This is a genomic window from Cyanobium sp. T1B-Tous, from assembly GCF_024345475.1.
GTDB lineage: Bacteria > Cyanobacteriota > Cyanobacteriia > PCC-6307 > Cyanobiaceae > Cyanobium_A.
Window position 1 is genome coordinate 34,606 of sequence record NZ_JAGQBE010000005.1, and the last position, 14,227, is coordinate 48,832.

The window sequence follows — 14,227 nt, forward strand, 5'->3', positions numbered from 1 at the left end:
TCGCCTCGATGGGCGCGACTTCGGTTGTTGATGATCGGCATCCCGAGCTGCTCAAGGAGAGCGGCCAACGGGAGGTGTTCTGCGGGCTCACCTCGATCGTGTGGCTGCATCGCCGCATGCCCGATGCCTTTTTCCTGGTGGTGGGCTCCCGCACCTGTGCCCACCTGGTGCAGAGCGCTGCCGGCGTGATGATTTTCGCCGAGCCCCGCTTCGGCACCGCAATCCTGGGCGAGCGGGACCTGGCCGGCCTGGCCGATGCCAATGAGGAGCTCGACCGGCTGGTGAAGGATCTGCTGGAGCGGCGCCCCGAGATCCGCACCCTGTTTCTGGTGGGCTCCTGCCCCAGCGAGGTGATCAAGCTGGATCTGGCCAAGGCCGCCGATCGGCTCAACACCCAGCTGCGCGGCCGGGTGATGGTGCTCAACTACAGCGGCAGCGGCATCGAAACCACCTTCACCCAGGGCGAAGACCAGGCTCTGCTGGCGATGGTGCCCCTGATGCCCGCCAGCGACGTCGACCAGCTGCTGATCGTGGGCACCCTGGCCGATGCGGTGGAGGATCGCCTCGTGCAGCTGTTCGGCCGCCTGGGGATTCCGGTGGTGACCAGCCTGCCGCCGCGGCGCTCCACCGAGCTCCCGCCGATTGGGCCCGGCACCCGGGTGCTGCTGGCCCAGCCGTTCCTCTCGGCCACGGCCCGGGCCCTGGTGAGTCGGGGAGGTCGCCTGATCTCAGCCCCCTATCCCTTCGGGGTAGAGGGCAGCCGGGCCTGGATGGCGGCGGGGGCGGAGGCCTTCGGCGTGGCCCCGGCCCAGGTGGCCGAGGTGCTCGATCCCCTGGTAGAGCGCGGCCGGCGTGCCATCGCTCCCCATCGGGAGCTGTTGGCGGGCAAACGCCTCTTCCTGTTGCCCGATTCCCAGCTGGAGCTCTCCCTGGGGCGCTTCCTGCACCGCGAATGCGGCATGGAGCTGGTGGAGGTGGGCACCCCCTATCTCGATCGCCAGCTGCTGGATGCGGAGCTGGCCCTGCTGCCGGAGGGCACCCGCATCAGTGAGGGCCAGGACGTGGAGCGCCAGCTGGAGCGGGTGCGCGCCGCGCGGCCTGACCTGGTGGTGTGCGGCCTCGGCCTGGCCAATCCGCTCGAGGCCGAGGGCATCGCCACCAAGTGGTCGATCGAGCTGGTGTTCAGCCCCATCCACGGCTGCGACCAGGCCGGCGATCTGGCCGAGCTGTTTGCCCGTTCCCTGCGCCGCCGCGCCGCCCTCTCGTTTGCCTGAACCGCGTTGCGCCTGAGCGCTTCGCTTCTCACCCGATACCCCGCTGGCTCTGCCCCGATGGAACTCACCCTCTGGACCTACGAAGGCCCGCCCCACGTGGGCGCCATGCGCATCGCCACGTCGATGGAGGGGGTGCACTACGTGCTGCATGCCCCCCAGGGCGACACCTACGCCGATCTGCTGTTCACGATGATCGAGCGGCGTGACCGGCGCCCGCCCGTCACCTACACCACCTTTCAGGCCCGCGACCTGGGCGGCGACACCGCCGAGCTGGTGAAGCGCTCGATCAGCGAAGCGGTGGCCCGCTTCCAGCCGGAGGCCCTGCTGGTGGGCGAGAGCTGCACCGCCGAACTGATCCAAGACCAACCAGGCGCCCTGGCCGGAGGCATGGACCTGGGTGGCATTCCGGTGGTGAGCCTGGAGCTGCCGGCCTACTCCAAGAAGGAAAACTGGGGTGCGGCCGAAACCCTCTACCAACTGGTGCGGGGCCTGCTCAAGGCCCAACTGCCCTCGCCCGGTTTTGAGAAGCCCTCGCCCCAGCGCTGGCAGCAGGAGGGCCGGCGGCCCCGGGTGAATCTGTTGGGGCCCAGCCTGCTGGGCTTCCGCTGCCGCGACGATGTGCGCGAGGTCACCCGCCTGCTGGATGAGCACGGCATCGATGTGGCCGTGGTGGCACCCCTGGGAGCCAGGCCGGCCGACCTGATGCGCATCCCCAGCGCGGATGCCAACGTCTGTCTCTATCCGGAGGTGGCTGGGCCGCTGTGCAGCTGGCTGGAGCGCAGCTTCGGCATGGCCACCGTGCGCACGGTGCCGATTGGCATCGGTGCCACCACCGCCTTCCTGGAGGAGATCTGCGGCCTTCTGGGCCTTGAGCCCCCGGCCGCCGGCGAGGCCGACCGCCGCTCGCGCCTGCCCTGGTATTCCCGCTCGGTGGACTCCACTTACCTCACCGGCAAGCGGGTGTTCATCTTTGGCGATGCCACCCACGCCATCGCCGCCGCCCGGATCGCCAGCCAGGAGCTGGGCTTCCAGGTGGTGGGCCTGGGCACCTACAGCCGTGAGCTGGCCCGGGAGGTGCGGGCCGTGGCCCAGGAGCTGGGCCTGGAAGCCCTGATCAGCGACGACTACCTCGCCGTCGAAGCGGCCATGGCGGAGGCGGCACCGGAGCTGGTGCTCGGCACCCAGATGGAGCGCCACAGCGCCAAGCGCCTCGGCATTCCCTGTGCCGTGATCAGCACGCCCCTGCACGTGCAGGATGTGCCGGCCCGCACCTCGCCCCAGATGGGTTGGGAGGGAGCCAACGTGATCTTCGACACCTGGGTGCACCCCTTGATGATGGGGTTGGAGGAACACCTGATTGGCATGTTCCGGCACGATTTCGAATTCGTTGACGGTCACCTCAGCCACCTGGAGGGGGCCAGTGCCCCCTCCAGGCCCGCGGAGGCTGAACAACAGCCCGGTGGCCAACCGGCAGCGGCGCCGATGGCCACCGCGCTCCCCGGCAATGGCGCCCTGGTGTGGAGCCCGGATGGGGAGGCCGAACTCGCCAAGATTCCCTTCTTTGTGCGGGGCAAGGTGCGCAAGAACACCGAGGCCTATGCCCGGGAGCGGGGGCTGGCCCTGATCGATAGCGAAGCCCTGTACGAGGCGAAGGCCCACTTCAGTTCCTAAATCATTTCCAATCGCCGCAATCTCAGCCGTGATCTCTGCCTGGGGAGCGGCTTTGGCTTGTCTCGGTTTAGGTACTTTCACTCATGCCTATGTGTGTGGATCCGCATGAATGTGGTGGGGATGTTTCGCTTTACGCGCCTGGCCCTCTCTGGGCATCCCGACAGCGTTTGGATGGCAGAAGCCTGTTCCTTGCGTTGGGGTTGACCTGGCGCTTCCCTCCAGCATGACGACCACCCTGACGCCTCCCCAGCTCTCGCGCCCCGACGGTGAGGGCAGTGTGCAGGTGCATCAAGACGCCGCGATGGCGATCGAAGAGGGAGCCCTGGTCCTGGCCGTGTATGGCAAGGGCGGCATCGGCAAATCGACCACGTCGTCCAACCTGTCGGCAGCCTTCTCGAAGCTGGGCAAGCGGGTGCTGCAGATCGGCTGCGATCCCAAACACGACAGCACCTTCACGCTCACCAAGAAGATGGTGCCCACCGTGATCGATATCCTCGAAACCGTTGATTTCCATACTGAAGAATTGCGGCCCGAAGACTTCGTGTTTGAGGGCTACAACGGGGTGATGTGTGTGGAGTCTGGCGGCCCGCCGGCGGGCACCGGCTGTGGTGGCTATGTCACGGGCCAGACCGTGAAACTGCTCAAGGAGCACCACCTGCTCGAAGACACCGACGTGGTGATCTTTGATGTGTTGGGCGATGTGGTGTGCGGCGGCTTTGCCGCACCGCTGCAGCACGCCCACTACTGCCTGATCGTGACGGCCAACGATTTCGACTCCATCTTCGCGATGAACCGGATCATGCAGGCCATCAATGCCAAGGCCAAGAATTACAAGGTGCGGCTGGGCGGTGTGATCGCCAACCGCTCCGAGGAGACCGACGAAATCGACAAATTCAATGCCCGCACAGGTCTGCGCACCATGGCCCACTTCAAGACTGTGGATGCGATTCGCAAATCCCGGCTGAAGAAGTGCACCATCTTTGAGATGGAGCCCACTCCCGAAGTGGTGGCGGTGCAGCAGGAGTATCTGAACCTGGCCCAGCGGATGCTCGACGACGTCGAGCCCCTGGAGGCCGAATCCCTCAAGGATCGCGAGATCTTCGACCTGCTCGGCTTCGACTGACCGACCTCGGAGGTGGCGATGCGATACAGCTATACCCAGCTGCTGAGCGTCTGCCTGCTGTTGCTGGTCAGCTTCACCCTGCCCCAACCCTGGAACCGTCTCTCCTCGCTGGGCTATCTGCTGATGGCCTTGGTGATGATTCGGGGGCTGGGCAATCCCACCGGCAGCCTGCAGTTCGGCACGGTGCCGCGCCGGCTGTTCAAGGGGCTCGGGGTGGCCGCCATTGGGGTGGGGGTGCTCTGGTACCTCACCCCGCTGGATCTGCGCAGCACCGGCATCCCCGTGATTGCCCTCTGGGCCCTGTTCAGCGGCTGGAGCGCCATTCGCCTGATCCGCAGCCTGGCCCAGGAGCGGCGGGTGTCGGATGCGGTGTTGCAGGGTGCCCTGGCGGGTTACCTGATGCTCGGGCTGGCATCCGGCTTGCTCTGTTGTGCCCTGGAGACGATCGATCCGAACAGCTTCAGCAACGTGAGCCTGATGGCGAAGGATCTGGGCCAGAGCAGCCCGGTGTGGGGCCTCAATTTCGTGCGGCTGAATTACTTCGCCTTCGTGAGCCTCACCACCATGGGCTACGGCGACGTGACCCCCCAGACCCCCCAGGCCCAGATGGTGAGCGTGGCGATCGCCACCGCTGGCACCTTTTACGTGGCTGCGGTGATGGGCGTGTTGATCAGCCGCCTCACGGTGCAGGAATCGCAGCAGCCCTAGGCCGTCGCCCTTCCCAGCCCTTCACCAACCGGTAGATCACCGGCACCACGAACAGGCTCAGCACCGTGGCCACCAGCAGCCCGGAGAACACCACGGTGCCGATGCTCACCCGACTGCCGGAGCCGAATCCCCTGGCGAGCAGCAGGGGCAGGAAACCCGCCAGGGAGGAGATGGCCGTGAGCAGGATCGGCCGCAGGCGGGCGATCGCCGCGCCCCGGATGGCCGTGTCCAGCTCGAGGCCCTCGGCCATGCGCTGGTTGGCGAATTCCACGATCAGGATGCCGTTCTTGGCCGCCAGGCTCACCAGCACCAGCAGGCCCATCTGGCCGTAGACGTCCAGGGGCAAACCGCGCAGCATCAGCCCGCCGATGGCCCCCAGCATGGCCAGGGGCACGGTGACCAGAATGATGAAGGGGTCGGCGAAGTTGCCGTAGAGGGCCGCCAGCACGAGCACCATCACCAGGATGGCCAGCGCGAACACGCGCAGGTTGTTCCCCCCGGCCCTGGCTTCCTCCCGGGCCAGTCCGGCCCATTCGAGGTCTGTGCTGCCACCGCGTTCCCGTTGCACCTGCTCCAGGATCGCCATGGCCTGCCCGCTGCTCACCCCGGGGCGCGGAATCGCCCGAATGCTGATCGAGCGCACCAGGCGGGTGTGGTTGATCGAGGTGGGGCCGCTGCCCTGGTCGATCCGCACCACCTGGGCCAGGGGGATCAGCTGCCCCTCGCGATTCTTGACCTGCAGGGCCAGCACGTCGTCGGCGTTGCGCCGTCCCGGCCCATCGAGCTGCACGATCACCTTGCGCACCTGATCGCTTTCGAAGCTGTCGTTGACGTAGTCGCTGCCGAAGCTGGCGCCGAGGGTGTCCACCACCGTGCTGAGATCCACGCCGAGGGAGGCCATCTGCAGGCGATCCGGCACCAGTTGCACCAGGGGGGCTCCGGCGCTGAAGCGGGTGGACACCCGCTCGAAGCGGTCCGTGGCCCGGGCGGCGCGGATGAAGGCCTGGGCCTGCTGCTCGAAGTCGGAGAGGCTGAGTTGGCCGTTGCTGCTGTCGAGCAGTTCGAGCTCGAGCCCCCCTTCGGCGCTGAAGCCCCGCACGGAGGGAGCCTCGCTCAGTTGCACCACGGCGCCGCTGATGCGCCGTCGCAGCTGGGCGTCCAGGCGCTGGCCCACGGCCCGGGTGGAGGCTTCGGTGCCCTGGCGCTGCTCGATGGGGGTGAGGCGCAGGTAGAAGATGCCCTTGTTCGGGCTGCTGTCGCCGAAGGAACGCCCCGCGTAGAAGTTGGCCCGCGCGATCAGGGGTTCGGCGGCCACCACCTGCCGCACCTGCTCGAGCACGTCCTGGGTCTGCTGCAGCCCCAGACCGTCGGCCAGGATCACCACCCCCCGCAGCTGGCCGTTGTCTTCCTGGGGAATGAAGGCCTTGGGCAGGCTCTGCAGGGCACTGCCGGTGACCAGCAGGCCGGCCAGCAGCAGACCCACCACCAGGCGCCGCCGCGCCATCGCCCAGTCCAGCCACCAGCCGTAGGGCTTGTCCAGTCCTTCCAGCCAGCGCCGTGGTGGGTCGATCCAGCGCAGCAGCCAGGCCGGTTCACGCTGTTGGGGACCCAGCAGCCGGCTGCCGGCCACCGGGGTGAAGCTCAGGGCGTTGAGGGTGGAGAAGGCGATGGCGCCGCTGATCGTGATGGCGATCGGGGCATAGAGGCGGCCCAGGCTGCCGCCCAGGCCGAGCACCGGGATGAACACCACCACCAGGGCCAGCGAGGTGGCCACTACGGCTCCCCCCAGTTCGGCCATGGCCTCCCGGGCCGCCTGCAGGGGCGGCTTGCCGGCCTCCAGGCGTCGGCCGATGTCCTCGCTCACCACAATCGCGTCGTCCACCACCAGGCCGCTGGCCAGCACCAGGCCGAACAGGGTGAGGGTGTTGAGCGATTGGCCCGCCAGTTTCAGCACGCTCAGCGAGCCGATCAGGGCCACGGGCACGGCCGCGGCGGTGATCAGGGCCAGCCGGCTGTTGCCCAGACCCAGCAGCAGCACCACGAACACCAGCAGCACCGCATCGCGCAGGCTGTCGAGGGTGCCCTGGATGCTGCCGCGCACGAAGTCGGCCTCATCCACGATCAGCTGTTGCTCGATCCCGGGGGGAAACTGGGGAGCGAGCTCCGCGAGGGCGCCATTCACCGCCTCGCTCACGGCGATGGCATTGCTGCCGTCGCGTTGGTAGATCACCACGGCCACCGCGGGCCGCCCCTGGAGGTTGGTGGCGATGGTGTCGTAGGTCTCGCTGCCCAGGGCCACCCGGCCCACATCCCGCAGCAGGGTGACGCCGCCATTGGCGCTGCGGGCCACCACCAGCTGTTCGAATTCCGCCGGCGTGCGCAGGCGCCCTTCCATCCGCAGGGGCAGGGTGATCTCCTGGCCGGCGGGGCTGGGGGCCTCCCCGGTCTGGCCCAGGGCAGCCAGCACGTTTTGCTGCTGCAGGGCCGAACGCACGTCGCTGATCGTCAGCCCCCGCTCCTCCAGGCGCACCGGATCGAGCCAGAGGCGAAAGGCCAGGCTGCTGCCCCCGGAGAGGGTGACGTTGCCCACCCCAGGCACGCGCTGCAGGCGCTCCTTCACCACCTGATCGAGCCAGCCGCTCAGGAAGGTGTCGCTGTAGAGGCTGGGGTCGGCATTGAAGCTCAGCACCATCAGCAGGTCGTCGGAGCTGCGCCGCACCTGCACCCCGAAGCGCGCCACCGGGGCAGGCAGTTGCCGGGTCACCACCGCCGCCTCGTTCTGGGTGTTGATCTGGTTGAGTTCCGGGTCGCCGCCCTCGAAGCCCAGGGTGATCGCGCTGCCGTTGGCCGAGCTGGTAGAGCGGATGCTGTCGAGCCGTTCGAGGCCGTTGAATTGCTGCTCCAGCAGGGCGGTGACCCCCTGTTCCACCACCTCGGGGCCCGCGCCCGGGTAGGTCGCCCGCACCGTCACCCGTCCCGGGGCGATCGGCGGCAGATTCTCCACCTGCAGCACCGGCAGACTCACCAGCCCGGCCAGCAGCACCAGCAGGCTCACCACCAAGGTGAGCACGGGCCGGCGCAGAAAGGGATCCGAGATCGATTTCATCAGCGCCGCTCAGTCGGGCTTCGGCGGGGTTGGAGGTTTCAGCCCAGGTCCCGCTTCAGCACCACGCAGAGGTAGTCGGGGGCTTTGTAGCGACTGGGCAGGCAGATGTGCAGCTGCTCCAGTCGGCTCCAGCACACCGTGCGCTGGATGGCGGCCACGGTCTTGCCTTCCTTGAGCAGAAGGCGCAGCGCTTTGCAGTACAGCGAATAGTTGGCTTCGAGTTCCCCGATGGTGAGTCCCTGGCTGCTGCTCATCGCGCGGAGTGGCGTCCAGGAGTTGCGAAGACGCTGTTCAACCATACGGCGCGGTGTTCAGTCCCCTGCCGGGGCCACCAGTCCAAGCCGCACGCACAGCCGGGGCAGGGTGAGGCCCTGCACCAGCAGGTTCACCAGCACCACGATGAACACGATGCTCTGGGCGTTCTGGGCCAGGGCACCCACCGCATCCGCGGAAACCCCGCGCAGGTGGCTGATCTGATTGACGGCGTTGTACGAGAGAGCCAGGGGCACCGCCCCCCGCAGCCCGCACCAGGACACGAACAGGCTCTCCTTGCGGTTGAACGGAGAGAGTGGCTGGAAGACCAGCACGCTGAAGGGCCGTACCACCAGCATCAGCACCGCTGCCGTGGCGAGTCCCACCGGCAGGGCGGGCACCAGGCTGGCGGGGGTAACCAGCAGACCAAAGATCAGGAACAGGCAGATCTCGGCCATGGTGTTGAAGGGGAGCAGGGCTTCCTGGATGGATTCGTGGTTGAGCTCGGTCTGCCGGTAGCGCATGTTCGCCATCAACAGGCCGGTGGTGTACACCGCGATCAGCCCGGCACCGCCCAGCAGCTGGCAGCTGCCGTAGTCGACAAAGGCAATCGACATGGCCACGATCAAGAGCTGGGATCGGTCCTGGGCCAGCTGATCGATCACGAACCGGGCCACGTAGCCAAACAGGGCACCGATCACCAGCCCACTGCCCACCTGCTGCACAAAGCTGCGGAGCGCATCCACGACCACCCCGGCCGCACCCATGGCGGCCCCATCGGCCTGGCCCGTGGTGAACAGGCCCGCCACCAGGCCGAACAGCAGCAGGGCGGTGGGATCGTTGACGGAGGATTCGAATTCCAGCAGGTGTTGCAGCCGCTCCGGCACGAGCTGCCGCACTGAGGCCAGCACGCTGATGGTGGCCCCGGCATCGGTGGAACCCAGGCAGGCCGCGATCAGCAGGGCCGCTCCCAGGGGCATCGCATCCAGGCTCCCCGGGGCGATGGCATCCCCCCCTGCCGAGGACAGCAGCCAGATCAGACCGCCGAGCAGCAGGGTGGCCAGCGCCACGCCCCCCACGGCCAGGGCCAGGCCGTAGTGGAGAAAGCCCCGGATGGCCTGGATGTCTGTTTTCAGGCCGGCATAGAAAAGCAGCAGGGCAAGGGCGAAGACATGCAGGTTCTCCGCCTGCTGGTGGGTGATGTCGAGGTAGTTGATGTTGATCGCCAGCCCCAGCACCAGCACCCCGAGGATCGCCGGCACCCCCACCTGGATCGAGAAACGGCTGATCGCCAGGGTGCCCAGAAACAGCAGCCCGATGAACAGCACCTGCCCTTCCACCGGAATGGTGCCGATGTCGACGCCCTCGGTGGTTTGGGCCAGAAGGGCGGGGCCCATCACGCTGGGTCCGAACCGTCAGCGGCCCCCAGGGTGGCGGCTTGGGCATCGCTCAGCCGGCCCGCGCCGTGGAGCACCCGGGTGATCCGCGCGATGTCGAGCACCGCATGGCAGCGATACCCGGCTGCCGCCAGTCGCTCCCGGGCCCGGCGGTCATGGTCGCCGCCGTGGTCGATGAACACCACCACGTCCTGCACCACCAGCCCCGAGCTCTCGAGCTTGGCAATGCCCTCGAGCACGCTGCCCCCGGTGATCAGGATGTCGTCCACCACCACCACCCGGTCGCCCTCGTCGAAATCCCCCTCGATCAGGCGCCGGGCCCCGTGGGCCTTCACCTCCTTGCGCGGGTAGATCAGCGGCTTGTGCAGCTGCAGCGAGAGGCCCGTGGCCGTGGGCAGGGAGCCATAGGGGATGCCGGCGATGCGGTCGAAGTCGAGCCCCTCCAGCTGGTCCGCGTAGGCGTGCAGCACCCGGTGGAAGAGGTTGGGGTCGGAGATGATCTGGCGCAGGTCGACGTAGTAGTTGAAAACGGCTCCAGAGGCCTGCACGTAGTCGCCGAAGAGCAGGCAGCCGATGTCGAACAGGTCGACGATCAGGCTTTCCAGGGGGTCGGCGGCCCGTTCGCTGCCCGGCAGCCACAGCACACAGGCGTTGGCATCGCGCTGCTCAGCGTTGGCCAGCCACTGCTCCCGCTTGTGGGTGATCGCGTGCTTGAGGGCCTCGGCCCGGGTGGCCATGTCGTCTTCCACCAGCAGGTTCTGGGGCAGGGGCAGCAACAGCCCGTCGGCGGCCGCACTCAGGCCCGCCTGCAGCATCGCCTCCAGCTTCTCCTCTTCCCCCCAGAGGCTGCGCAGGATCAAGAAGCGCTCCGGCGCCTCCGCCCGCACCCGGGCCAGCACCTCCGGATCGCTGGTGCCCACCTCCAGCAGCAGCTGGTCGGGTGTGGCCCACAGCTGGGTTTCGCGCACGATCCGCACATAGAGCGGGTCGCTCTCATCGGGGTGGTGCTGAATCACCCGGGCCGCCTGGTTGGAGCTGTGGCAGGTCATCACCACCGCCTTGCCCGGGTAGAGCAGGAAGGGGGCGGCGATGTCCTGGCCGGCCAGGGGCGAGAGGGTCACCGCATCGGCCCCCAGCTCCTTGAACAGGTAGTGGGCCAGGGCCGAGGAGGAGTTGAGGTCGCCGTGCTTGGCGTCGACGATCAGGGGCAGGTCGGGGGGCACCAGGTCGCGCACCTCCAGCAGCAGCTCCAGGCCCACCGGGCCCAGGGCCTGGTAGAACCCCAGGCTGGGTTTGTAGGCGCACACGTGGGGGGCGGTGGCTTCGATCACCGCCTTGATCCAGTGGCGGGCCTGGCTGAGGAAGGAGCGCCCGGCCAGGCCGCGGCGGGCCGCCCAGTTCTGCAGCATCTCCGGGTTGGGGTCGAGCCCGGTCACCAGCAGCGACTGCCGGTCGGCAATGGCATCGGTGAGTTGAACGAAGAAGCCCATGGCCTGCTTCAGGCTTGGAGATGGTGTTAATCGAGCCCCGCGGATGGGCGCGGCCCAGCGAAAGATGTCTTAGTCATCAACGTCAGGATGGCTCGTCAGGTCAAGGCACCCCCATCCAGGCGCCGGATGGCCACAACCCCTGGTCGGGGTGGGCGGCCCGGCACTCCGGAGGGCCAGTTTGAGCCGAGCGACACCTGCCGCTGCTGCTCAAAGGGTTGGCCCTCCCTGTCCATCAGCTGATGGGTTTGCCATGCACTGGCATGGCCCTGGCGGGGTCCCTGGGTTTCGCCCGGATGCTGCACCGCCAGAAAGAGGGTCTGGCCCGCTGCATCGAAGCAGGGGCCGCAGAGTTCACAGTCCATCGGGCCGATGGCAAAGCAAAGTGCCGCCCCGGCCTGGGCCCCTGATCGGGGGAGCAGCCAACAGCTGTTGTTGCCAAACACCTCGAGATCGCCGCTGCTGGAGCGATCGGTGACCATCCAGAGATTCCCAGCAGGATCGAAGGCCAGGTTGTCGGGGTTGCTGAAGCCCAGGCCACCTTGCCAGGGGGTGCCACCGGTGCCCACCATCCGCCAGTGAAACCTGGAGCCTCGAGTCCAACCGCCGTCGCTGATCCGCATCAGCCAGCCATGGGGCCAGTGCACTTCGCCGGCCGGGCCCCGGAAGATCGCCGGATCGCTGCTGCCGCTGCTGTTGCGGCCAGCGGCTGTGAAGGCGATCAGGAGGTCGCCATTGCGCGGATCGATGTCAGTGTCTTCGGGGCGGGCGGCCGGCGTGGCCCCGGCGGCATTGGCGGCGAGGTGGGCGTCGATCAGGATCGCTCCCTGGCTCGTGTAGAGATCGCCGAGGCTGGCGAAGCGCTCGCGGTAGGCCGCTACGGCTGCGTCGTTGGTCAGGGCCTCGGCGCCGCTGCGCTGGCGATCGCTGTGGGGCACCAGCGTGGATTGTTCAAAGCCGAAGCTGCTGAAGTGGCTGGGCGTCAGGGGGGCAACGGGCGTGCCGGGATCCAGGGGGATCCAGTGGCCGGTGCCATCGGCGTCGAAGTGGGCCGCCTCCAGGCGGCCTTGCTCCAGCAGGCGGGAGTTGGCGCGATCGCGGGGATCTGCCACCACGTCGTTGCTCACAAAGCGGTAGAGGTGACCGCCATGGCGGTCGCAGCCGGAGTACACCACCAGTGGCTCACCCGGGCGGGCCCGTACGGCCACCGCCTCATGCCGGAAGCGGCCTAGCCAGCTGTGCTTCACCGCCGGTTGATCAGGGTGGCGGGGATCAAATTCCACCATCCAGCCGTATTTGTGGCCGGCCAGGCCGAAGGGATTCCCCAGACCCTCCACCCGCTTGCCATCCCAGCGGAAGGGGCGCTCACTCGGGGATGCCGGTGAGCCGTCGGCAAACACCGCTTCACTCACTTGGTCCTGAAAGTTTTCCTCGGCGCTGAGCACCGTGCCCCAGGGGGTGGTGCCGCCGGCGCAGTTGGCGAACGTGCCCACGATCCGATCTCCCAGGCCATCGCTATAGCCCTGGGGGGTTGGCTGGCGGAACACCCCGGCCGCTGGTCCACTGCAGCGCAGGGCCTGGGCCGGCTGCCGCCAGCCGCTGAGGCCGGTGATGCGCCGCTCAAAGCGGCTGCCCTGGTGGCGGCGCCAGCCGTTGCCGGTGCGTTCCAGTTCCAGCACGCCGATGCCCAGATCCGCCATGGCCGCCTCGGCGACCTCCAACACCAGGGGGCGCAGGGGATCGCCGCTGGCCAGTTCGGCCAGGTTCACCTGGCCGCCGCGTGCAGCCAGGCCCTCGCGGAGTTGGGCCAGGGGCAGGGATCGGTTGCTGATTTCTTGGAAGCCGGCGGCCCAGGGGATCGGGCTGATGTACTCGAAATTGACGCTCAGCAGGGCCCGATTGCCCAGCTCCAGCAGGGCCAGATAGTCGTTATTGAAGCCGAAGCGACCATCGGCCAGCGGATCGCCCCACACGGCCAGCAGCTCGGCTCGGTAGCCCTCCGGCACCACCAGTCGATCCTCCACCACGGCACGGGCGTAGTGCTGGCGCTGTTTCGTGGCGCTGAGCTTGTCGTCCGGCAGCGGCAATGGTGGCTGCAGGGGGACGAAACCCCGCTGCGCGGCGGACTGGCCTGCCAGGGCGGACCCACCGGCTGCCACAGCCCCGATGCCGAGCAGTTCCAGGAGCTGGCGGCGGCGCAGACGCTGAACACTCATGGTGGGTGGGGGCTTGCGGGGTGGATCTGCTGGCAGGCGGCCGTGCGCCGAGGGGCCAGGCGGGCCAAGTGGTTCGCCTGCAGGGGATTGAAATTGTCGTCGCTTCCCAGGACCAGGGTTGGCCGACCATCGCTGAGCGGCGGCCCTTCCAGCAGGACTTCCCAGTTGTCGTCCGGTAGCCCCAGCTGACCCAAGTCCCACTGTTGCCGCGGGGGCAGGGGGTTGGCCTGGGAGCGCTCAGCGGGCCAGGGATAGAACACCAGGCGCGCCTGCCAGGTGCCTGGGGGCTCAAAGCGGCGCCAGATCCCCAGTAGGGCCTGGCCCTGCTGGGTTGACCTGACCCCCAGCAGGTCGGTGAGCCCCCAGCTGCCCGGCGGGATGGCCAGGGGCTGCAGCTCCCGCGGCGCCAAGTTGCCGTGCCAGGGCTCCTGCCACTGGAGCAGCCTCACCCGATCGGGTGGATCCTGTTGTAGGGGCCTTTCAGCGGCCATCAGCAGAGGGCCCCCGGGCTTCACGGCAGTGAGCGATTCGGGGCCGGCGTTGCTGCCCAGCCCATGACCCGCACCAACCCGCCAATTCAGAGGCAGGGGCACTTCCTGGCGCAAGACCCCCGTCTTCAGGTCGAACCGCAGCAGTGCCGCTGGGCGCCCCTTGGCGTCTGGCCCGTCCAGGCGTCCTTCGCTGGCGATCCAGAGGGTGGGCTCCAGCGCCGAATCCCCCATCACCAGGCCCTCGCCATCAAGGGCGGTGGGGCTCGAGAGGGGCAAGGGGGGTAGGAGGGTGAGCCCGGACAGACCGCCATCTTTCAGACCTCGCCAGCGGCTGATGCTCCCGGATGGACTATCGCTCAACAACCAAAGCTCGTCGGGACCGCTGCGGTAGACCCCCGCCGAGAATCCACCACCCGCCGCGGGTGGCAGCCGCACCTGCTCCACCACGTCCCACCCCGCGCTCAGGGGACAGGGCAGCAGCTCGGCAGGGGGCAGGATCACG

The 14,227-nt window shown here is 68.1% G+C and carries 10 protein-coding genes; 4 read left to right on the forward strand and 6 right to left on the reverse strand.

From position 1 onward, the window contains the following. The first annotated feature begins 8 nt into the window (after nucleotides 1-8). From KBY71_RS02195 to KBY71_RS02210, 4 genes are all read left to right on the forward strand, one after another. Complete coding sequence (locus KBY71_RS02195; RefSeq protein ID WP_254927361.1) at nucleotides 9-1,274, forward strand: ferredoxin:protochlorophyllide reductase (ATP-dependent) subunit N; 1,266 nt, start codon at nucleotides 9-11, stop codon at nucleotides 1,272-1,274. Nucleotides 1,275-1,331: 57 nt separating this feature from the next. After that, nucleotides 1,332-2,945: a ferredoxin:protochlorophyllide reductase (ATP-dependent) subunit B gene (locus KBY71_RS02200; RefSeq protein ID WP_254927362.1), complete on the forward strand. Its 1,614-nt coding sequence runs from the start codon at nucleotides 1,332-1,334 to the stop codon at nucleotides 2,943-2,945. Between the two features lie 223 nt (nucleotides 2,946-3,168). Then, complete coding sequence (bchL, locus tag KBY71_RS02205; RefSeq protein ID WP_254927363.1) at nucleotides 3,169-4,068, forward strand: ferredoxin:protochlorophyllide reductase (ATP-dependent) iron-sulfur ATP-binding protein; 900 nt, start codon at nucleotides 3,169-3,171, stop codon at nucleotides 4,066-4,068. Between the two features lie 18 nt (nucleotides 4,069-4,086). Continuing rightward, nucleotides 4,087-4,776, forward strand: a complete 690-nt coding sequence (locus KBY71_RS02210) for a potassium channel family protein (protein WP_254927402.1) — start codon at nucleotides 4,087-4,089, stop codon at nucleotides 4,774-4,776. On the opposite strand, the gene KBY71_RS02215 is transcribed toward KBY71_RS02210, so the two are convergent. From KBY71_RS02215 to KBY71_RS02240, 6 genes are all read right to left on the reverse strand, one after another. Then, nucleotides 4,748-7,882: an efflux RND transporter permease subunit gene (locus tag KBY71_RS02215; protein ID WP_254927364.1), complete on the reverse strand. Its 3,135-nt coding sequence runs from the start codon at nucleotides 7,880-7,882 to the stop codon at nucleotides 4,748-4,750. The two genes, KBY71_RS02210 and KBY71_RS02215, sit on opposite strands and share 29 nt — an antisense overlap. Nucleotides 7,883-7,920: 38 nt before the next feature. After that, nucleotides 7,921-8,136, reverse strand: coding sequence for a DUF3136 domain-containing protein (locus KBY71_RS02220; RefSeq protein WP_094561403.1), 216 nt, complete (start codon nucleotides 8,134-8,136; stop codon nucleotides 7,921-7,923). A 57-nt stretch (nucleotides 8,137-8,193) separates the two neighbouring features. Continuing rightward, nucleotides 8,194-9,531 (reverse strand): cation:proton antiporter, encoded by a 1,338-nt coding sequence (locus KBY71_RS02225; RefSeq protein ID WP_254927365.1) that lies wholly within the window; start codon nucleotides 9,529-9,531, stop codon nucleotides 8,194-8,196. After that, on the reverse strand, nucleotides 9,531-11,021 hold the full coding sequence (locus KBY71_RS02230) for a bifunctional orotidine-5'-phosphate decarboxylase/orotate phosphoribosyltransferase (RefSeq protein ID WP_254927366.1): 1,491 nt from the start codon (nucleotides 11,019-11,021) through the stop codon (nucleotides 9,531-9,533). Before KBY71_RS02230 ends, KBY71_RS02225 begins: the two co-directional genes overlap by 1 nt. 95 nt (nucleotides 11,022-11,116) lie before the next feature. Further along, the gene (locus KBY71_RS02235; RefSeq protein ID WP_254927367.1) at nucleotides 11,117-13,234 is read right to left on the reverse strand and encodes a PhoX family phosphatase; all 2,118 of its coding nucleotides are present in this window, start codon (nucleotides 13,232-13,234) and stop codon (nucleotides 11,117-11,119) included. Further along, nucleotides 13,231-14,226: an esterase-like activity of phytase family protein gene (locus KBY71_RS02240; RefSeq protein ID WP_254927368.1), complete on the reverse strand. Its 996-nt coding sequence runs from the start codon at nucleotides 14,224-14,226 to the stop codon at nucleotides 13,231-13,233. Before KBY71_RS02240 ends, KBY71_RS02235 begins: the two co-directional genes overlap by 4 nt. Nucleotide 14,227: the final 1 nt, after the last annotated feature.